Annotated in this window: 19 protein-coding genes and 2 tRNA genes; 9 read left to right on the top strand and 12 right to left on the bottom strand. The window is 45.4% G+C overall.

Annotation, left to right across the window (positions count from 1 at the left end):
* Positions 1 to 37: 37 nt before the first annotated feature.
* From csrA to tig, 11 genes are all read right to left on the bottom strand, one after another.
* Positions 38 to 277 carry a carbon storage regulator CsrA gene (gene csrA, locus ACXLDX_RS14245; RefSeq protein ID WP_457577851.1) on the bottom strand — a complete coding sequence of 80 codons (240 nt, stop codon included), beginning with the start codon at positions 275 to 277 and terminating at the stop codon, positions 38 to 40.
* Positions 278 to 464: 187 nt separating this feature from the next.
* Positions 465 to 2,123, bottom strand: coding sequence for a flagellar hook-associated protein FlgL (gene flgL, locus ACXLDX_RS14240; RefSeq protein WP_457577850.1), 1,659 nt, complete (start codon positions 2,121 to 2,123; stop codon positions 465 to 467).
* Between the two features lie 9 nt (positions 2,124 to 2,132).
* Positions 2,133 to 3,581 (bottom strand): flagellar hook-associated protein FlgK, encoded by a 1,449-nt coding sequence (gene flgK / locus ACXLDX_RS14235; RefSeq protein WP_457577849.1) that lies wholly within the window; start codon positions 3,579 to 3,581, stop codon positions 2,133 to 2,135.
* Between the two features lies 1 nt (position 3,582).
* Positions 3,583 to 3,936, bottom strand: a complete 354-nt coding sequence (locus tag ACXLDX_RS14230; RefSeq protein ID WP_457577848.1) for a flagellar protein FlgN — start codon at positions 3,934 to 3,936, stop codon at positions 3,583 to 3,585.
* A gap of 52 nt (positions 3,937 to 3,988) precedes the next feature.
* Positions 3,989 to 4,273 (bottom strand): flagellar biosynthesis anti-sigma factor FlgM, encoded by a 285-nt coding sequence (flgM, locus tag ACXLDX_RS14225; protein WP_457577847.1) that lies wholly within the window; start codon positions 4,271 to 4,273, stop codon positions 3,989 to 3,991.
* An 8-nt stretch (positions 4,274 to 4,281) separates the two neighbouring features.
* Entirely contained in the window at positions 4,282 to 4,863 is a 582-nt protein-coding gene (locus tag ACXLDX_RS14220; RefSeq protein WP_457577846.1) for a hypothetical protein, read from the bottom strand.
* Between the two features lie 284 nt (positions 4,864 to 5,147).
* Positions 5,148 to 5,223, bottom strand: a tRNA-Val gene (locus tag ACXLDX_RS14215).
* A gap of 201 nt (positions 5,224 to 5,424) precedes the next feature.
* Entirely contained in the window at positions 5,425 to 7,776 is a 2,352-nt protein-coding gene (lon, locus tag ACXLDX_RS14210; RefSeq protein WP_457577852.1) for an endopeptidase La, read from the bottom strand.
* Between the two features lie 416 nt (positions 7,777 to 8,192).
* Positions 8,193 to 9,464: an ATP-dependent Clp protease ATP-binding subunit ClpX gene (gene clpX, locus ACXLDX_RS14205; RefSeq protein ID WP_457577845.1), complete on the bottom strand. Its 1,272-nt coding sequence runs from the start codon at positions 9,462 to 9,464 to the stop codon at positions 8,193 to 8,195.
* 2 nt (positions 9,465 to 9,466) lie between these two features.
* Positions 9,467 to 10,069: an ATP-dependent Clp endopeptidase proteolytic subunit ClpP gene (clpP, locus tag ACXLDX_RS14200; RefSeq protein WP_457577844.1), complete on the bottom strand. Its 603-nt coding sequence runs from the start codon at positions 10,067 to 10,069 to the stop codon at positions 9,467 to 9,469.
* 503 nt (positions 10,070 to 10,572) lie between these two features.
* Positions 10,573 to 11,901: a trigger factor gene (tig, locus tag ACXLDX_RS14195; RefSeq protein WP_457577843.1), complete on the bottom strand. Its 1,329-nt coding sequence runs from the start codon at positions 11,899 to 11,901 to the stop codon at positions 10,573 to 10,575.
* Positions 11,902 to 12,692: 791 nt separating this feature from the next.
* On the opposite strand from tig, the gene ACXLDX_RS14190 reads away from it, so the two are divergent.
* From ACXLDX_RS14190 to ACXLDX_RS14170, 5 genes are all read left to right on the top strand, one after another.
* Positions 12,693 to 13,847, top strand: a complete 1,155-nt coding sequence (locus ACXLDX_RS14190) for an ABC transporter substrate-binding protein (RefSeq protein ID WP_457577842.1) — start codon at positions 12,693 to 12,695, stop codon at positions 13,845 to 13,847.
* A 142-nt stretch (positions 13,848 to 13,989) separates the two neighbouring features.
* Positions 13,990 to 14,850 (top strand): branched-chain amino acid ABC transporter permease, encoded by an 861-nt coding sequence (locus tag ACXLDX_RS14185; protein ID WP_457577841.1) that lies wholly within the window; start codon positions 13,990 to 13,992, stop codon positions 14,848 to 14,850.
* A gap of 5 nt (positions 14,851 to 14,855) precedes the next feature.
* Positions 14,856 to 15,722: a branched-chain amino acid ABC transporter permease gene (locus ACXLDX_RS14180; protein WP_457577840.1), complete on the top strand. Its 867-nt coding sequence runs from the start codon at positions 14,856 to 14,858 to the stop codon at positions 15,720 to 15,722.
* On the top strand, positions 15,706 to 16,458 hold the full coding sequence (locus ACXLDX_RS14175; RefSeq protein WP_457577839.1) for an ABC transporter ATP-binding protein: 753 nt from the start codon (positions 15,706 to 15,708) through the stop codon (positions 16,456 to 16,458). Before ACXLDX_RS14180 ends, ACXLDX_RS14175 begins: the two co-directional genes overlap by 17 nt.
* Positions 16,430 to 17,155, top strand: a complete 726-nt coding sequence (locus ACXLDX_RS14170; protein ID WP_457577838.1) for an ABC transporter ATP-binding protein — start codon at positions 16,430 to 16,432, stop codon at positions 17,153 to 17,155. The genes ACXLDX_RS14175 and ACXLDX_RS14170 overlap by 29 nt, the downstream gene beginning before the upstream one ends.
* A 55-nt stretch (positions 17,156 to 17,210) precedes the next feature.
* On the opposite strand, the gene ACXLDX_RS14165 is transcribed toward ACXLDX_RS14170, so the two are convergent.
* Positions 17,211 to 17,295 (bottom strand) — tRNA-Leu (locus ACXLDX_RS14165).
* A gap of 508 nt (positions 17,296 to 17,803) precedes the next feature.
* On the opposite strand from ACXLDX_RS14165, the gene ACXLDX_RS14160 reads away from it, so the two are divergent.
* The 4 genes from ACXLDX_RS14160 to ACXLDX_RS14145 are packed head-to-tail and all read left to right on the top strand — an operon-like array spanning position 17,804 to position 20,843.
* A complete protein-coding gene (locus tag ACXLDX_RS14160) occupies positions 17,804 to 18,244 on the top strand; it encodes a YncE family protein (protein ID WP_457577837.1) in 441 nt (146 codons plus the stop codon).
* A 36-nt stretch (positions 18,245 to 18,280) separates the two neighbouring features.
* The gene (locus ACXLDX_RS14155; RefSeq protein WP_457577836.1) at positions 18,281 to 18,682 is read left to right on the top strand and encodes a DsbA family protein; all 402 of its coding nucleotides are present in this window, start codon (positions 18,281 to 18,283) and stop codon (positions 18,680 to 18,682) included.
* Positions 18,683 to 19,660 (top strand): PhoH family protein, encoded by a 978-nt coding sequence (locus ACXLDX_RS14150; protein ID WP_457577835.1) that lies wholly within the window; start codon positions 18,683 to 18,685, stop codon positions 19,658 to 19,660. It begins immediately after the preceding gene.
* Positions 19,650 to 20,843, top strand: a complete 1,194-nt coding sequence (locus tag ACXLDX_RS14145; RefSeq protein WP_457577834.1) for a pyridoxine 5'-phosphate synthase — start codon at positions 19,650 to 19,652, stop codon at positions 20,841 to 20,843. Before ACXLDX_RS14150 ends, ACXLDX_RS14145 begins: the two co-directional genes overlap by 11 nt.
* Positions 20,844 to 20,972: the final 129 nt, after the last annotated feature.

The raw sequence follows: 20,972 nt of genomic DNA, 5'->3' as shown, positions 1-20,972 counted from the left end.
TCGTATTCAACTTCTCCGAATCGTGTCTGTATTTTTCTCATTTTTCTTTTCTTCCGCTGGAAATATCAACAAGTATGTCGAGATCGGCAATATCCCACTGGGCGGCATTCCTGTTCTCTTCAACTATGCGATCATATACTTCCTGCCGATAAATATTTTTATTTCGGGGAGCATCAATACCAATTCGCACGGCTCCGCTCTTACATTCAATAACTTTAAGAATAATATCGTCTCCGATGAGTATGCCTTCACCGGTTTTTCTGGTAAGGACCAGCATGTGTTAGACTCCACAAGGTATCAGCCTGAGAAAAGTGTAAGGGCCTGTTAAAAGATCGTCTCAAAACTTACGCAAAAAGGGCAGTCCAGAAAGCCAAAACCACCTGACTCAGCTCATAGTATGTTGATTATCTCAGGATGTCAAATCGTTAATGAATTACACGTGTTAAAAAAACTGAGATACTAACCTACCTGAAATAATCAAGAATGGAAATGTCTGAAACCCTTGCCGTAATATTGAGAGCCGATTTGAATGCCGTTTCCTGCTGGATAATATCGTTATAGATCTCAATCATGTCTGCATCCTGGTATCTGGAGAGGATCTGTTTCAGATCTATTTTTGCGTCTTCCTGGTGGAGTTTGGCGGAATCAACCCGTTTTGCCTTGGCACCAAGAGTGCTCCTCAGGCCGCGGTTCTGATCGGCAGCAATTTCCAGGTTATTTATCTGCGCCTGGATAGAGCCGCCAGGTCCATTGATATCATCCACATTGCCGGCACGGATGGCCTCTTCAGTGCGCGTCAGCACAGTAAAAAGATCTATCCGTCCTGAAGATCCATTCAGGGTGTCGGCTGTCAGTCCGACGTCGGCAAGCCCGGAACCGGAGATGGTTACATCGGTGGGCGAATTTGTTTCAATATTAATTGTACCGTAGATGGTCTGGTCTCCCCCTGAAATACCCCCTGATGGAATAGTTCCGGTGACAACGCCATCGGTAATGGTTTCATCAAGCTCTATTTCCGAGCCATCGGCAGGACCTGTAAGAACAAGATTTCCGCTCGAGATATCGTAACTTACGCCATTTGCAAGAGTTCCGCTGGTGGATGTGAGATCAGTGGCCCCTGTCGTATTGGCAAGTGCGGACGCTAAACCACTTAGTGTATAATCATAGTTCCCTGAAGGGCCATCGAGGGTAACGGAAATTGTGTTTCCTCCGGAAGTGATATCTAAACTGTACGTATCTTCCGTATCAACGAAATCTGTCAGGGCGAGATTCCCAAGGTCTTTGGTTGCTGCATTGACAGTGCCCACAAGACCGGTTCCTGATTGACTGAAGAGGGCTGCAACCTTTGCCGCGTAATTGTTTTCACCGGCAGGATCCGTCAGATCGGTCCCCCCTGAGATTGTTACAGGTGGATTTGTGCCGGCGGTTATGGTGATGTCGTTTCCTGGTGTTCCGGGGCCTATGGCTGTGGATGTCTGGCGTTCACCCCGGTATGGATCTGTGTATCCTGCTGCCGCAATTTCATTGGTGATGCCCATGAACAATTCATTACCGGTAAGGTTGACATCCATGAATTCACCGGGGGTGATTTCGAGACTGGTATTGTTGTAATCTCCGTGATAGAGATAAGGCCAGGTCGTCACATCGTTGACATCGTACAGCGCAGGATCATAGGCGGGATTTTCCGTAAATGGTTTTGTTTTTTCGTTAAAACCGGCAAAAATATATTTCCCGTCAACGACTGCATTGGCGGAATCAAGCAGCTCATTTCTAAGCTCGGCAATTTCATCTCCGAATGTCGCCAGGTCTGATTCACTCATGGCGCTGTTCACAGCATTTATTGCTATTTCCTTGACCCTGACCATGATATTTTCCACATGATTCAGATGGCCGTCGGTTGCCGCCATGGTGTCACCGGCATGGCCCATGGTTTCAAGATATCTTTCGTTCTGCTGCAACTGGGTCCGGGTCGTCAGGACCGGACGGATTGCGCCGGGATCATCGGATGGTTTGTTGAGTTTGAGACCGGTGGCTCCCTGGTTCCGCAGGCTGAGAAGGTCATTGGTGATTCTGTCAAGATTTGTCTGCATCAACCGAAATGTGGACTGGTCAGTAACTTTCATATTTGTCCCCTATCGTTTGATTCCCATTATGGTGTTCATCATTTCATCAACCGTGGTGAGGAATTTTGCAGAAGATTCAAATCCTCTCTGGAATTGAATAAGACTTATCATTTCCTCCTCAAGGGAGACCCCCTGGAGGCCGTCCCGAAAATTTTCAAGTTGAACAAGTGCATCCTGAGCACCTTTGAGGGAAAGTTTGTTCTGGTTGCTTTCTACACCGACCTTGGCAGCTATTTTCCCGTACAGTGAATTGAAATTATCAGTTCCGTCTATAAGGTAATTATCGGCAATATTGGAAAGTATTAAAGCGTTCCGATTATCCCCCGGGGATACGGTGCCGGGAGGAGGGCCGGGGTCGGGTGCTGTTCCGGCTGCAATTTTTTTTGGGTCGGTAAGCACAACCTTCATTTCTCTTGCCGCATCTCTGTATTCTGCACCGGTGGGGGGCGGGCCGGGGGGAGATGCAACGTAATTTGGCGGGACAGAAAAAAACAGATTGCCTGTGCTGGAGTCGAGTCCTCCCCCGGCCTGATGTTGAAGATTAACCTGAGTGCTCAATTCATAGGCAAGTTTATCGAGGTCTGCGTTGAGCTCTGGAATAAATCTGTCCCTGATATCCACAAGCCCCTTGAATTCTCCCCCCATGTTGTTCGAAGTAAGATCCCTCACAACACCACCCGCATGAAGCTGCAGTGTGAGAAGAGATCCGGAGGTGTCAGCGCTGATGGACATGGGCATGGTTCCCTGGACAAGTGGCAGACCGCCGGGAAGCTGTACAGAAAGCATACCCTTCGGGTCTTCATAAGACTGTGCTCCAAGAGTCTGGGCAAGAGACTTTGCCACCATATCACGCTGATCACGGGCACTGTTGGCAGTCTGACCGTGGATTTCTATTGAATATATTCTGTCATTGAGATCGGCAATTTCCTGTATTTGGGAATTGACTGAATCGAGTTTGGAGAGGATGGTATCATTTATGTTTTCTTTGATGGCGTTAAGCTCATTGACGGTATTGTTGAAACTTGTGGATAAAACCTGCCCCTGGAGAATGACATTGTTTCGCTGCACAAGATCGGCAGGATTTGCAGAGAGTTCCTGGAGGGAATCAAAGAATGTGTCTATATCTGTTGAAATATTATCCTTTGTAATATTGAAAACCCGGTCCAGTTCGGAAAGTGGCCGTGTGGCTGCGTCTTCAAGGCCGAGATTGACAGCTTTCTCTTTGATCTGCTGATCAATGAAAACATCATGCTGCCTTTTAACATCGGAGATTTTTACACCCTGGCCGATGAAGAAATCACCAAAATTCATTGCCGGATAAGTTTCAAGGACGGCCTGCTGTCTGGAGTATCCTTCGGTATTGACATTGGAGATATTGTTTCCAATGATTTCTATGGATTTCTGGTTGACTTCCAGCGAAGTTCTTGCGGCATTGAGTGCGTTGAAAAGACCGGCCATATCAGATTTTTCCCGAGAGAAGTCTGCCGTTTACCTGTGAAGCAATGGCATTGGCATTGGATGAATAGGTGGATGTGACAGTTTTTTGACCAAAAAACTCCATGGTGTCCCTGATCCAGCCTAAAGTTGATTTAAAGAGAAAGGCGTTTCTACGATTTTCCGCACGGATCTCATCCGCAATGGGTCTGTCCCTTTCATCAATGACACGGACATGAGCAAGTACCTGAATAAGTTCCTCTTTCTCCGCCATGGCGCGGGACATCCCCTCCATGTCAAGAGCTTTGGCAAATTCACGTTCTTCGAGTATGACATCTCGCAGACGAATAAGATATTCTCTTGTTGTATCACCGCTCATTTTGATTACCTTCCGTGTAACTGCTCACGCAGGATTTAACAGTTGTAAGGTTTTATTGCCGCTCAACCAGAAATTCAAGGAGTGAGGCCGAAACCTTGTTCAGGTCAGGTTCGTATGATCCGTTTGCCACCTGGGCCTTGATTTCGGCAATACGGTCCATTCTTTCAGTATCGGTTGTTTTTCCACTGCTTTGGGCTTTATGGACATCCTGCAGTACTGAAGAAAACTGGACCTTGTCTCCTGAATCCTTCTCCTGAGTTGTTGCCGGGGTTTTTGTACTCTTTTTAAGATTTCCAATCTGCCCCGGTCCGCCAACGCCAAAAAATTCAACGCTCATAACATCACCTAGGTTTTCATTGAATGACTGCCATTTCCTTCTGCCCAGTCATCAAGTTTTTTAAAGACGGCATCGTAGGTGTCATAAGATATCTCAGGGAGCCATCCTCCAAACGCGTCAAGCGCTTCCTGAAATCCCTTTTCCACCCCCTGTTTGATTGTGTCAAGTCTTGCCGGATCGTTGCCGGCGATTCCTGTCGCAAAGTCTACAATACGATCCGAGGTTTGTTCAACTCCAAAATAACCGTCATCTGCCACAAGCTCTGCCGCTTCCTGACTGGAGAGCTCTTCAATATCGATTTCCTGGGTATCAGCAGTGATCCTGTATCCGACATTCTGGTTTTTGAAAATATTGAGTACCAACTCCTTTAGAACGTTATACATATCACTTTGTGTTCCCTTGAGAGACATGGAACTGTCATAAGTGATAATTGATTCGCTGCTGAATGAAAGAGTCATCCGGTCGTTTTCAAAGAAACTTTTTTCCCGGCTGATCTTTTGTTCCTGCAGTGATACTGTCACTGCGTCAAGCTGCTTCTGTCTGTAATTTTCAAGTGGTGTCGATTTGACGGTAAGGGTGTTTTCAATCATTTCCGTTAGCCTCCATGCTGACTGCACGATGCGTCCCTGCATCGTTTTGTCTGTAAAAAAGATTTTGTTACTCTTCGTATCGACGGGGAAATGAAAAAACTTTAGGAGTAATTACTCACCGGGGTAACAATTATATGATTTTATTACCTCTGAACTGTAATTGCTCACAGGTGCCGCAGATTTTTGCAGACTCTTTTGTTCGCTATAGCCTACCTATGCGGACAAAAGAGACCGTGAAAAGCTGGGGTACCTGTGAGTAATTACGAAAAACCTTCATTTGATTGTGGTGGGCGGCACAGGGCTTGAACCTGTGACCCTCGGCTTGTAAGGCCGATGCTCTCCCAACTGAGCTAGCCGCCCGTCAATCAAACGTGAGGGATTATTTACCAACTTCCCCCTGCTACGTCAAGCAAAATTGTCAAGCAGAGGTGAGATAACTCTTTATAAAGTTTTTTGGTGAGATATCAGATTGTTATAAAATAATTAATTTTCAACCTGACTGCCTGTATTCCATAGTGATATCAAGAAAAAATGCAATAACTCCCAGGGCCAACGACTCTATTATTTGATTGCCCCCGGACCTGAATTGCTCGCAGGTTCAAGTCTAAAAGATGGCTTGCCTTCAGTCGAGACAAGAGCATTCTCCAGGACCTCATCCATATGATCAACAACAGTTATATTCAGAGATTTCCTTATCTTCACAGGCACATCATTCAAATCACGTTCATTTTCCTTAGGAATGAGAACCTGGGTAATATTACCTCTTTTGGCCGCCAGCAGTTTTTCAGTCAATCCTCCGATGGGAAGAACCCGGCCTCGCAAGGTAATTTCTCCAGTCATTGCCAATTCATGTTTCACCGGCACCTTGATCAGAGCGGAAACAAGTGTGGTGGCAATCGTAATTCCAGCAGAAGGACCATCCTTGGGTATGGCTCCCTCAGGGACATGGATATGAATATCGAGTTTCTGATAGAAATCCTCTTCAAGCCCCAGAACAGAAGCTCTGGATCGTACATAGCTGAGTGCGGCCTGGGCCGATTCCTGCATGACATCACCCAGTTTCCCTGTAATTGTTAATTTTCCTGAACCGGCCATCAGCGTCGCCTCTATCTGCAACAACTCTCCGCCCACTTCGGTCCAGGCAAGTCCGGTGGTGAGGCCTATCTCATCATTCTCCTCGGCTCGTCCGTATCTGTATTTTGGAGTTCCCAGGTATTTTAAAACAGATTGAACGCTGATCCTGTATTTTTTGTTTTTCAGATTTTTTTTCAATCTATCCCTGGCAACCTTGCGGCAGAGTGAAGCAATGATTCTCTCCAGGTTTCTGACACCGGCCTCTTTTGTATATCTGCGAATTATTTCAAGAATAGCACCGCCAGTCAGCTGAATATCCCCTGGTTTGAATCCGTTTTCTTCAAGTTGTTTGGGGATCAAAAAACCTTCCGCAATCTTGAGTTTATCCTCTTCTGTATATCCGCTGAGCTGAATAATCTCCATCCTGTCCTGCAGAGGGACCGGAATCCCATGAAGATTGTTGGCGGTAGTTATAAAAAATATTTCGGAAAGATCATAATCAATATCCAGATAATGATCATTAAAGGCAACATTCTGTTCAGGATCGAGCACTTCAAGCAGGGCAGACGACGGATCTCCCCTGAAATCCATGGACATTTTATCGACCTCATCCAGACAGAACACCGGGTTAGCCACATTAACCTTCTGCATTGACTGAATAATTTTTCCGGGCATTGCCCCAATGTAGGTGCGCCTGTGTCCACGGATTTCAGCCTCATCCCTGACACCTCCCAGGGACAATCGGGCGAATTTCCTTCCCATCGCCCTGGCAATGGACTTGCACACAGATGTCTTGCCAACACCTGGAGGGCCCACAAGACAAAGTATCGGCCCCTTTATTTTTTTCACCTGAGCCTGCACTGCCAGATATTCAAGAATACGTTCCTTCGGTTTGACCAGGCCGTAATGATCTTCATCAAGTATTTTTTCCGCCCTGTTGATATCAATTTTTGATTTGGATTTCTTATTCCAGGGCAGGCTTACAATACAGTCAATATAATTTCTCACCACCGTCGTCTCTGCTGACATCGGTGGCATATTTTTCAATTTTTTCAGTTCTTTCAGAGCTTTTTCCCTGGCAAGTGCCGGCATTTTCTTTTTCTTGATAGCCTCTTCCAGCTCACCAAGTTCATCCAGACCGTCACTGTTCTGAGCCATCTGGCTCTGAATTTCCCGTACCTTTTCACCAAGGTAGTAATCCCGCTGTGTTTTCCCCATCCGCATCTTTACTTTTGCATTGATGCGTTTCTCCAGTTCTGCAAGTTCAATTTCACGATTGATAATCTCCAGCACCTTATCCATACGTTTCGTGAGAGGTTCTGTCTCCAGAATCTGCTGTTTTTCATCACTCTTCAGGGGCAGATGAGAACAGATAATATTGAGAAGCTTGAATGGATTCTCAATCAGCTCCAGTGAGCTAAGGACTTCTTTGGCAATTTTCTTATCAACAGCAGCATATTTCTCAAAAAATTTACGCAGCTCACGTTCATAAACTATAAGCTCCCTGGATTCTTCAAAGTCGTCTATATTTTCTTCCACTTCGGCCTGCAGAAAATGATCATGGGGGACAAAAGAAACTATTTTTGCCCTTGCCTTCCCTTCCACCAGGGCTTTAATCGTACCATCCGGCAGTCGAAGCAGCTGCATTATGGTAGCCAGGGTGCCGACACTGTACAAATCTTCTGTTAACGGTTCATCCACCGTAGAATCTTTCTGGGTTACCAGCAGGATATCCGTTTTCTTTTCCATTGCATCTTCAAGGGCCTGGATGGATGGTTTTCTTCCGACCACCAGAGGTGCAACCATGTGGGGGAAAATAACAATATCCCGCAGTGGCATTAATGGGTAAAGTTTTGTCACTGGATCTCCTTTTGATATTTCACAACCTTCCTCTTTCACTGCTTTCCTTCTTTTATTTCATCGTAACTGCTCACAGACACCCCTATTTTCGGAATCTTCGCTAGTGCCTGTCTATAAATGGTCTTTTTGCTCAATATCTGCGTTGTCCGAAAAATTGTATCCTCGGAGGTAAGCGTAGACTCCGATATCCATTATATGTCAGCGGTAAAATTTCTCGTGCGCCTTGATCTCGAACAAAAAACCTCATTTCTGGACAGGCACTCGCTAACCTCGACGCCCGCCCACATGGAGGAACTAAAAGAACAGATGGTCTGTTCAAATAAGTGACAGTTGTGAGCAGTGACCTTTCATCTTGCTGAATTCATCAGTATCACCGGCAATCGCAGGATTCATGTTCAACCTGTCTTCAACTGTTCCGCCTCTTCATTACGATACAGTATGACTGGATATTCGCCTTTGGTTATGACCTGTTCATTAATAACACATTCCTGAACATTTTCTCTGGAAGGCAGATCATACATAACATCCAGCATCGCCTCTTCCATAACCGACCGTAACCCCCGTGCCCCTGATTTCCTCTTCATTGCCTTTCTGGCAATGGCCACAAGGGCACCTTCGGTGAAACGAAGAGTAATATCGTCAAACTCGAATAATTTACCATATTGTTTGACAAGGGCATTTTTGGGTTCCTTGAGAATGCGGATCAGATCTTCCTCCTCCAGCTCTTCCATGGAGGCTATGACCGGCAGCCTCCCGACAAGCTCTGGAATAAGTCCAAATTTCAATAAATCTTCAGGTTGAACAGACGCAAGAAGTTCTCCAAGTTTTTTCTTGCCGTCATCCAGCACTTTTGCCCCGAAACCTATAGATTTTTTCCCCTGCCTTCTTCTGACCACGCTGTCAAGTCCGACAAAAGCTCCACCACAGATAAAAAGAATATTTGTGGTATCTATCTGAACCAGTTCCTGCTGGGGATGCTTCCTGCCGCCTTTCGGTGGAATTGACGCCATGGTACCTTCAATGATTTTCAGAAGAGCCTGTTGAACCCCCTCCCCCGAGACATCCCGGGTGAGCGAAGGACTGTCCGATTTTCTGGCAATTTTATCTATTTCGTCAATATAAATAATACCCCTCTGAGCCATATCCACATCGTAATCAGCAGCCTGAAGCAGATTGACGAGAATATTTTCCACATCATCTCCCACATATCCCGCCTCTGTAAGAGTAGTGGCATCCGCCATGCAGAAAGGTACATTCAGTATCCTTGCCAGGGTTTGAGCGACAAGGGTTTTACCGGAACCGGTGGGACCAATCAGAATAATATTTGATTTTTGCAGTTCAACGGAATCATCATCAACAGGCGCATCTATTCTTTTATAGTGATTATGAACAGCCACCGACAGAACCTTTTTCGCATGGGACTGACCGATCACGTAATCATCAAGATGTGCATTTATCTCTCGTGGTTTCAATGCAGCTGCCGGTGTATTTTTCTCACCCGCTGTATCGTTGTCATCTGCCTGATCGACCACTATTTCATTACAGAGTTGAATGCACTCATCACAGATGAAAACATCCGGCCCGGCAATAAGTTTTTCAACCTCATCCTGCTTTTTCCCGCAAAATGAACAGTTACAGTCCGGTCCCCGACCATCAATACCATCCATACCTATTTTTCCTCAGCTATCTCTTCACGGTTTGTAAGCACTTTATCAATGATACCATATTCCTTTGCATCCAACGGTCCCATAAAATTATCCCGCTCGGTATCCAAGCTTACTTCTTCAACGGTTCGTTTACTGTGACGGGCCAGAATAGTGTTGAGATCTTCCCTCATCCGCAAAATTTCCCTGGCATGTATATCAATATCCGTTGCCTGACCCTGAAAACCTCCCATCGGTTGATGAATCATAATTCTCGCATTAGGCAGTGAATAACGTTTTCCTTCAGTTCCCGCAGCCAGAAGGAGAGCACCCATGGAAGCAGCCTGCCCCATGCAGAGGGTTGCAATGTCACATTTGATATATTGCATTGTATCATAGATCGCCATCCCCGCAGTCACGGAACCACCAGGAGAATTAATATAAAATGTCACATCTTTTTCAGGATCCTCTGCTTCAAGGAAGAGTAACTGGGCAACGATAACATTCGACACATCATCTGTTACCCCCCCACCGAGAAAAATAATCCTTTCTTTAAGAAGACGGGAATATATATCATACGCGCGCTCTCCCCGGGGACTTTGCTCAACAACCATAGGTACAAGATTCATTACATTCGCTCCACTCTCTTCAAAAAGGATCTTACCTGAATCGGTGACGGTCTTGTGATATTTTTCTTGATAAGATTTTGAAATACAATCATATAAATCACAATCAAATCTGCTAAAAAACGCTCGCCTCCCTTCGGTCCATCCGCTGACGAATTCAGGTCTTATTATAAATTCATAATGATTTTTATTGTAATTTCAATTCTTCCACTGAATGTAAAACTACATCGATTTAACAACCCTGCACACCCGGACTGAAAAGTTCAACCTTTTATACCCCTTGATGTAAGGTTGTGAAAATCCAAACTACGAAGAAAAAGCCTTAAACCGAGAGGATTACCAATAGCCCCCCCTCCAGATCCTGACCAACGTCAAAACTACGCGACTGCATCGGACAAAACATCCGATGCAGTCGATTGATACGTTTTCAAACCGAAGAAATATCACTCCTGAAATCAGTTACATTATTATAAGGCTTTTCATTTCAGAAGCAAGAAAGGCAGGCTTTATTCCTCTTCATCCTTTTCAACAACTGTTTCCGGTTCTTTTTCCACAGGCTCGATCAGTACTGCTTCTTCCCTTAGGAAAGTCAAAATCTTTTCATTCAGCAGCTCATTCATAAACGGGAGGAGGTCGTCCCTGCTTTGAAAATATTCCTTAACCTTGGCTACCGGCATATTATACTGGTCACCAATTCGTTTGAAACCACGTTCAAGGTCTTCATCTGAAACCTTGATCTCTTCGACTTCAGCGATTTTCTTTAAAATAAAATCCCCACGAACCCGTTTTACCGCCATCTCCTCATTCTGTTCGGCAAGTTTTTCCCTGCTGAGACCAGCCGACTCAAGACTCAAACCGCTCTGTTCAAGCTGTTGCTCTGTCTGTTTGATCATCTGCTCAATCTCGAAGGCGACCAAACGCTTGGGTACTTCAAATTCATGGGCCTCGAGCAACTTCTGCATAATCCTGTCGGTCAAGGTACCCTCGGCCCGCTCCTCACGTTCTTTTGTCCGTCTCTCAAGAATAGAATTTTTCAGTTCATCAAGCGTCTTGAATTCCTCACCTGCATCTTTTGCAAACTCATCATCAAGATCAGAGAGAACACGTTCCTTGATATCTTTTACTTTGATACGGAATTCCACCTTCTTCCCTTTCAGAACAGGATTGGGATGGGACGGAGGGAAATCCACCTCGTGAGTGGCCTCCTCATCTTTTTTCATTCCTATCAGTTTTTCTTCAAATTCCTTTCCCATATTGCCGGAACCGACATCAACGGAATAGTCATCATTTTTAACCTGGGCCATGGGTTCCCCATTTTCATATCCCTGGAAATCAACAATGACCACATCACCTTCCTGGACCGCCCTGTCACTGACAGACCTGAGTGCGGCCATATTTTTCTGCATCTCTTCAAGCTCGAGCTGCACTTCCTCATCGGTCACCAGCACATCGACTTTCTCAACTTCCAGACCTTTATATTGCCCCAGTTCAAATTCAGGCCGAATATCGACGTCGGCGACAAAGGTAAAACTGCCGTCATCATTGAATTTTGCACTTTTGATATCAGGATGGACGACAGGATCAATCCCTTCTTTTTCAATGGCAATAAAGTAATTTTCCTGAACCAGCTTTTCACCGGTTTCCCCTTCAACCTGGGGTTTATATTGTTTTACAATAATTGATCGGGGGACTTTTCCCCGGCGAAACCCTTTCATTTTCACTTCACTTTTCAACTTGTCATACTCTGCATCCAGCAAGGGTTTTACATCTTCCACCGGCAATGTTACCGTTATTTTCCTGGTCAGCTCACTGACTTCTTCAACATTGACTTCCATTGAGTACCATCCTTTCGTTTAGTTAATATACCATTCCAAACAGGGCTGCCCATGAGCTTTGCCGGGAATGCAATGCGCCAGCACTCCATTGCCCGGCACTACAGACATTTGGAATGAAATACATCTCACAGGTGCAAATTCCATCAACATAAAAAAATTCACACCTTGTTTCAAAAAAATAAAATTGCAAAAAAACCAAGCCTTGACTTCAGATCGCTTGTAAGAAAAACAGGTTTCTGAAAATGACCATAATATATAAGACTGATCCTGTTGATGACCTTCAATTAACTACACATCAAACAACATTTTGTTTTAATTGGATTTTAGCGACACCTGTTCACCTGCCACAAATTTTCACCACCTCTTTTGTCTGTACAGCCTACATGTGTAAGCTAAAAAACCGTGAAAAACCAGGCTGCCCTCGATTAATTACGATGACCTTTAAAATATTAATCGCTCTCTGTCAACGCAATAGCGCTCTACAGTAATCCTGCTTTCAAAATAGTCAATGAATAATCGGCAGAAACCCGGGGATATAGGCTATACCATCCACCGCATTCCTTAAAACCACCCTCCCGGCAGACATATTATAACCACATGTAATTGCATTACTTATCTCCTTTCTGCCGGCAAAAGCTTTAAACTATCTCTTGATATCTTGGTGTCAATTGTATATACAACCTTATAACTCTCTCTGAATTTTTCTACTTGAATGGTTTTGCTGTTGGTCCATCAACGGCACTCCGCCTGCGATGGGATTCAGATTTAATTCTGCTATAAGGGGTGAAAATATGGGTGTAAAATCAATATGGAAAAATATAATGCTTTTCACGCTGGCCTCGTCTTTCGCTGTGACCGCAACTGCGGCTGAAACAATCAAAATCGGTGTAAATGTGCCCCTGACAGGATTTGCGGCATCAGACGGTAAATCCGCTCTCAATGGTGCAAAACTGGCTGCGGAACAGATCAACAGTTCGGGTGGAATTCTTGGCAAAAAGGTGGAACTGGTTGTCTATGATGACCAGGCAAGCCCCAAGCAATCCGTACCGATTGCCACCAAACTCATTGAAAAAGACAAGGTAACAGTTGGTGTTTCCTGCAGTTATTCCGGGGCTACCCGTGCAGCAGCCGGAATTTACCAGTCTGCCGGTGTACCCTACATTGCGGCTTACGCAATCCATCCTGATATAACAAGGGCTGGAAATTTTGTATTTCGGACATCTTTTGTCGGTGAGGTTCAGGGCAGAGCCGGCGCAAAGCTGGCAGGAGATATCCTGAAGAAAAAACGGGTTGTACTGATTACCTTGAATAACGATTTCGGCAAATCACTTGTGGCCGGATTTCGGGAAAAAGCCACAGACTACGGTATCACAATCGTCAACGAATACCCCTACTCCATAAAAGATCGGCAATTCGGCCCTATTGTCGCACGGGTCAAAGCTGATAAACCAGATATAATCTATGCAACCGGATACTATTTCACGGCCGGTCCCCTGGTAACGCAACTACGATCCGCAGGTATCAAGGCCACAATTATCGGCCAGGAAGGATTTGATACCCAGACGTTTATCAAAATAGCCGGTGCTGCCTCGGAAGGTGTCATAATAACAACGTCCCTGGATCGTGATTCTTCATCTAAAGAAACAAGTGATTTCATACGGGAATATGAAAAGATGTTTAATCACAAGACCGATATGGTTGCAGCATCCGGTCATACCGCTGTAAAAGTAGCCGCAGCAGCAATTCAACATGCAGGCAGCACGGACAGACAAAAGGTCAGAGACAGTATTGCCGGAACAAAACTTGCTGCCTCAACGGGGACAATTTCCTTTAACGATCTTGGCGAAGTCATCAAAGACGTTCAGGTGCAGATTGTCAAAGATGGACAGTTCAGACATTTTGCCGTTATCAGCGACGCAGAACTGCTTGCACCACCGACCAGGTAATTTACGACCTGGTGTGTCCACTTCCAGGTAAAACATGGCCGAACCAGATGGATCGGCCATTTATGCCCTTCAGGTATTGATGGCCCATTGGGGTACATACTGAATTGCCTGTGATCAGATACCCTTAAATCAAAATTATTCCATGCTTTTTCTTGACCTCCTTATCCAGGGATTGATCCAGGGTGGTATATATGCTCTGATTGCAATCGGCCTGACCCTGGTATACGGCCTTTTGAGAATTCTCCATGTTGCCCATGCAGGACTCTATACACTGGGTGGCTATCTGGCTCTGTACCTGACTAATTTTACAGGAAGTTTCCCACTGGCCATCTGTATGTCCATGGTTGGGGTCGGCCTGATCGGCATGGTGATTTACAGGCTGATCTACCAGCCGATACTGGATAAACCACCTTTTGTCGCTCTTATCGCCTCCATCGGCCTTTTTATTGCCATGGAGGAGATATATCGTATCATTTTCGGTCCATACGGGCTCACTTTTATAAATGCTCCCCTCCAGGATACATTTAATATTGGAGGTACCTATTTAAGGCAATGCGAAATAGTTGCCATTCTGCTGACCGCCTTTCTCATTTCCGCCCTGGCTCTTTTCACCCGATACAGTCGTATCGGCATGGCCTGGCGGGCAACAGTTACCGATCCGGGTATGGCTCAAAGTTTTGGTGTTGATGTTAAAAATGTTCGATATCTCAACTTTTTTATCGGCTCGGCAATGGCCGCGGGAGCAGGAGCAATGGTTGCCCTGATCAATAACCTTGTAGAACCCACCATGGGCAGTGTCCCCAGTTACAAGGCACTTGCCATTATCGTTCTCGGCGGTCTGGGGAATGTCAGGGGCACCCTGATTGCCGCACTGGTCATTGGTGTTGCCGAGGCGTTCGGAACTATTTATCTCGGAAATATCATGGACCGGGATTCTATTGCCTTCGCCCTTCTGATCCTGGTACTGATGGTGAAACCCACCGGCCTGTTTGCTGGGAGGTAAAAAAAATGGAATACGAAATCAGCCTGCTGACCATCATGGGAATAGCCATCATTGGAGCTCTCAGCCTGAACCTTATTGTGGGGTTCTGTGGCCAGATAAGTCTCGGACATGGTGCGTTTATAGGAACAGGAGCATACACTTCCGCCCTTTTGACAGGCGCGGGTATATCCTTCTGGGTAGCCCTTCCCGCGGGTATGTTTGTTGCCGGAATTCTAGGCATCATTGTCGGTTTTGCCAGCCTGCGTGTCCGGGATGATTTCCTGGCCATAACCACCATGGGCGTCGTTTTTCTTTTTCTCGGTATCGTCAGGAAACAGGACTTTCTTGGTGGAGAGATGGGTATCGCCATGATCCCTGATCCCGGATTAGGAAAAATCGGTTATATGCTTTTTGTCCTCTCTCTGGCCTTTGGCCTTGCCCTTTTCAGCCTCTACCTCAAACGTTCCTGGATGGGCTTTGCCTTTGACGCCATTGCAGATGATGAAGATACCGCGGGCCTTGTCGGCATCGACTGCTCCCGTTACAAGCTTATTGCTTTCGGCCTGGGCACCTGTTTTGCTGGTCTCTCCGGAGTTCTGTACGCCCACAACGTCCGCTTTATCGATCCGGAGAGTTTTGGTTTCGTTGAATCGATAACAGTACTGTCCATGGTTGTCATCGGAGGTACAGGTTCCGTCTGGGGAGTTACTGTTGCCGCCGCGATTCTCTCCATTTTTCCAATGTGGTTTCAGTTTATTGATGATTACAAGTTACTGGTATATGGAGGCCTTCTCTGTACAATCATGCTTTTCAGTCCCGACGGAATAAGTGGTATGGCCAACCGAATTTTCAGTAGAACAGGAAGGAGAAAAACAGATGCTTCGGGTAGATAATATAACCGTTCAGTTCGGTGGAATCACTGCCCTGAAAGACATCTGTATCCAGACCAACAGCGATGATTTCATGGGTCTGATCGGACCGAACGGAGCCGGAAAGACAACGCTTATGCGCGTGATAACCGGGACAGTGAAACCAATTGAAGGATCTGTTTTTCTAAAGGAAAAATGTCTTGACCATCTTGCCGGCCACGATCGTATCCGCGCAGGCATAGGCCTTTCCCAGCAAATAGTCCATCCTTTCACTTCTATGACGGTTCTGGAAAATGTTGTGCTTGTCGCAGGTTACGAAAAAACCAAAAATCCGATGCGTTCCATTTTCAGCAGAACAAGAAAACAAGAAGAAGAAAAGGCATTTGAAATACTAAAGCTTCTCAATATTGACAAAATTGCCGGAGAAAAACCGACAAACCTGCCTCTTGGCTATTTAAAGCGACTGGAGGTTGCCCGGGCACTGGCGCTTGACCCCGCCATACTCCTTCTGGACGAACCCCTGGCTGGCCTCAACCAGACAGAAGCCAGAGAACTGGCTGATCAGCTGAAAGAACTCAATGCACTTGGCCAGACAATTTTACTGATTGAACATAACCTGGCAGAAGTCATCCGTATCTGCAATACACTGGCAGTTATTGATAACGGCATCCTGCTCAGTTCAGGAGAACCGGAATCGGTCATGAACGAACCGAAAGTCAGAAAAGCATACCTTGGAGAAGAACATAATGCTCTCTCTTGAAAATATGAGTTGCGGATACGGCAACCTGACAGTTATCGACAATTTATCGTTCCATATTGCCAAAGGGAGTATCTTTGCCCTGATCGGTCCCAATGGTGCAGGAAAAAGCTCTACCATCATGGCCATTGCCGGTCATGTTCGCATTAAAGCCGGTTCGGTCTTTTTCAAAAGTCAGGATATAACCCATATATCTGTCCAGCAACGCGTCCGTATCGGCATTGCTCTTGCTCCGGAAGGCCGACGACTTTTTTCGGACATGACTGTCAATGACAACCTGGCAATGGGTTGTTTTTCTCTACCCAAAAAACGATTACCCTTCAACCGGGATAAAGTTTTTGAACTCTTCCCCCGATTAAAGGAAAGAAAAGAACAGAGAGCCTCTTCCTTGTCAGGCGGTGAACAACAGATGCTTGCCATTGGCAGGGCACTCATGGCTGAACCTGAACTCCTGATTATCGATGAGCTCTCACTGGGACTAATGCCCAAAATTATTGATCTCTGCTACAGGGCCATTTCCTTTCTGAAAGATCAGGGCGTCACAATCCTTCTGGTGGAACAAAATACCAGCAAGGCCCTGAAAATTGCCGATCACGTCTGTGTTCTGGAATCAGGTCAGGACGTCTGGCAGGGATCTGCAGCAGAAGCCGAAAAAGATCCGGCCCTTATCTCAGCTTATCTGGGATTGACAGATGGATAAGAAAATGAAAAAACAAAAAAAGGATTACAGCTAAAGCTGTAATCCTTTTTTTAACTGGTGCGAGAGGGGGGAGTCGAACCCCCACACCGTAAGGCGCCAGATCCTAAGTCTGGTGCGTCTACCAGTTCCGCCACCCTCGCTCCCAACTATTTAACTGCATTTCAGGCCATCCTGGCTGACTGTCACGGGTAATCAGAATTTTAATAATCAACTCAGGTGAAACCGTCAAGATTATACTTTCTTCATGAAGCAATTCTCTAAAAGCTGATCCTTTTACCAATTTTTTGTTGGCTTTGCCAGTTTTTTCTCATGACGTTTCTTTCAAACTTTGCTTAGGAGCCTGTTAACAATATTGCCAAAAAACTGAAGAATGGCTATTGTTCATCTGCAACTGAGTATAGCTTATCATAGCAACGTGTTTAAAAAAACTGGCCTGCATCACCATTGAACGCTCACAGATACAGAAAATAAACTGAAACTGATGTCTAACCGGAATTGAGATTTTTTCTTTTTCATCGATGCACAGAAGAAGTCATACTGCTGGTATCTATTTGATATTATAATATTAATTCACCACCCAGCGAAGAAACAGGAGAAAATCTGTTTCTGGACAGACACTAACTATTCATCATCAATACCGAGGTTTACATGAAAATTTCAAAAATCCATGCACTGGGCCTTGCCTTCTTCTGCATGACAGCCACGGGTGCCAGCGCTCTCACGGCGACATCTGAAGGACAGAACGACCATGTTGAATGGAAAGCTGTCCAAAGCTGGCCCACCAACAACAGAACCCTTGACATGGTTCACTCCCTCGACGGCAAATACATCTTTATTCTCAATGACAAACAGCAGGTTCAGGTCTATAACAGGCAGGGACAGCTGCAGGGGTCTATTCCAGTGAGCGGCGGGGTTTCGGCCATTGACATTGCTCCCCAGGGCGAAATGCTTTATCTCATTGACAATGAGAAGAATACCTTTACCGCCGTTTCTATCTCGTTTGTCGTCAACATTGATACGGCTGATTCACCATTTGAAGGTCCGGCTGATGCACCGGTGACAATTGCCGTTTTCACTGATTTTGAGTGACCTTACTGTGGCAAGATTCTGCCACTTCTCGAGCAGGTGCTCGAAAAAAATCCGAAAACAGTTAAAATTGTGTTCAAAAACATGCCATTGAAATTCCATAAAAGTGCCGATCCGGCAGCACGGGCAGCCCTTGCAGCAAGAGAACAGGGTAAATTCTGGGAGTTTCATGACAAGCTTTTTGCGGCAGATAATCTGAACATGGATGTGATCAGAAAAATCGCCGTTGATCTCAAACTTGACATGACACGGTTCGAAAAAGATATGAACTCTCCCCGGATCAGGGCCCGTCTGGAAAAAGATCTTCTTGACGCCCAGAAAGCGGGTGTTACCGGGACACCAACAGTTTTTATTAATGGCAGAACTCCGACACGAAGAAGTCTTGCCGGATTTCAACTCATCATTAATGACGAGTTGAAAAAACTCAGAAATAAAAAATAGATGGATTCGCAATTTATTCGACGGGAAATTCATTTTCCTGATAATGGAACCGCAGGAACACTCTATGGAGACCTCAACAGAAACCTCCATATCCTGGAAAAAAGTTCCGGCGTTACAATCAATGCCAGAGGAACCGGGTTGCAGATAATCGGGTTTCCCCACGAGGTTGAACTGGTAACTGACCTGCTTGATCAACTCTATTCCCTTATTTCAAGGGGATACCCGGTTTATTCATCCGACCTTGCTTTCGGGCTGAAAATTCTCGAAACAGACCCGAAAGCAAAACTGGATAAAATATTTCTGGACAAGATTTACATCACGACTAAAAACCGTATTATCTCCCCAAAAACAAAAAATCAGAAAACCTACATCGAAGCTATTCGAAACAACGACATCGTTTTCGGCATCGGTCCTGCTGGTACGGGAAAGACATATCTTGCCGTTGCAATGGCTGTCTCCGCACTGGTCAATGAGCAGGTCAGATCCATAATACTCACCCGTCCGGCAGTGGAAGCAGGAGAAAAACTTGGTTTTCTTCCTGGTGATGTGGCTCAGAAAGTCAATCCATACCTCAGGCCTCTCCACGACGCTCTCAATGACATGCTCGGCCCTGAGAGGAGTATGGATCTGATAGAAAAAGATGTAATAGAAATAGCTCCCCTTGCCTTCATGAGGGGACGAACTCTCAGCAACTCTTTTATTATTCTGGATGAGGCCCAAAACACAACCAGAGAACAAATGAAAATGTTTCTCACCAGAATAGGATTTGACTCCAGAGCTGTAATTACAGGTGATATCACCCAGATCGACCTCCCTGGGAAAGACAATTCCGGACTTCTTCAGGCTCATAAAATACTTAATAATATTAAAGGAATATCTTTCTGCAAATTCTCAAAGGAAGACGTGGTACGGCACCCTCTTGTCCAAAAAATAATCTCAGCCTATGAAAGGCGGGAGCGACAACCTCATGCCGACTGACCTGACGATTCATTGTAAAAAAAACTTTCCTGTTACAATTGCCAGAATAAAAAAACTTTCCAACTGGCTTTTGAATGAATGCGGAGTTGAAAACCATACCGTGAGCATTCTTCTTGTCGATGACCGGGAAATCAGGGACCTCAACAGAACCTACCGACACCAGGATAAGTCAACAAATGTTCTCTCCTTTCCTTTGTTGTCCGGCACTGATGAAACACTCACCGGTCTGCCTGTCTCTGAACTTGGGGATATAGTGATTTCACTTGAAACAGCAGTCAATGAAGCCAGGAAGTATAATCAGCCAATTTACGATCGTTTTGCCTGGCTCCTGACCCATGGTCTTCTTCATCTGCTTGGGTTTGATCATGAGAAATCCGGGAGTCAGGCAGAAAAAATGTTTTCAAAAGAAAAAAAAATACTTTCCAAACTATGTAATTACAGGAGAAGTTCAATGACACAACTTGCAATCAATGTCGACCACGTTGCAACCATCAGGCAGGCACGAGGAATCAATGAACCGGACCCGGTTGCGGCGGCGGCAATCTGTGAACTTGCCGGGGCCTCAGGAATCGTCGTTCACCTTCGTGAAGACCGCAGGCATATTCAAGACAGGGATGTACGGTTGTTGCGTGAAACAGTTAAAACCAAACTCAATCTTGAGATGGGGGCAAACAAGGATATCATCAAATTCGCCCTCAACCTCAAACCTGACCTGATCACTCTGGTTCCTGAAAATCGCCAGGAACTGACAACGGAAGGAGGTCTTGATCTTTTATCTCAAAAGAAAAAGATTGCAAAGGTTATTGAAAAAATGGCAAAAAAGGACATTCCCGTTTCCATTTTTATTGATCCAGATCCTCAACAAATTGCCATTGCCGGAGAAATAGGTGCAACATTTGTCGAACTCCATACGGGAGCTTATTGCGACGCACAAAACAGTGTCGACAGGGAAAAAGAATTCACTCTTCTCACTGCAGCGGCAGAGGAGGCTTTCCATGCAGGACTGAGGGTATGTGCCGGACATGGGCTGGATTACCAGAATGCAGGATATGTAGCCGGCCTGGATGTTATTGAAGAGCTATCAATAGGCCACGCTATTATATCCAGAGCTGTTTTTTCAGGACTTGATCTTGCAGTAAGAGATATGCTGGCTATTGTTGAAAGCAGTTCTTTATCGTTGTAAAATAGAAGATACGAAAATTGAATAATCCCTTGAGTTCCGCTTATTGGAGATTGACAAAATTTATTCCGGTATGTTAAAAGCAACCAACTTGCCTGGATGGTGGAACTGGTAGACACCCGAGACTTAAAA

The sequence above is a fragment of the Desulfomarina sp. genome, from assembly GCF_054039375.1.
Note: the sequence above shows the minus strand (reverse complement) of the source record. Positions and strands in the feature narration are given on the sequence as shown.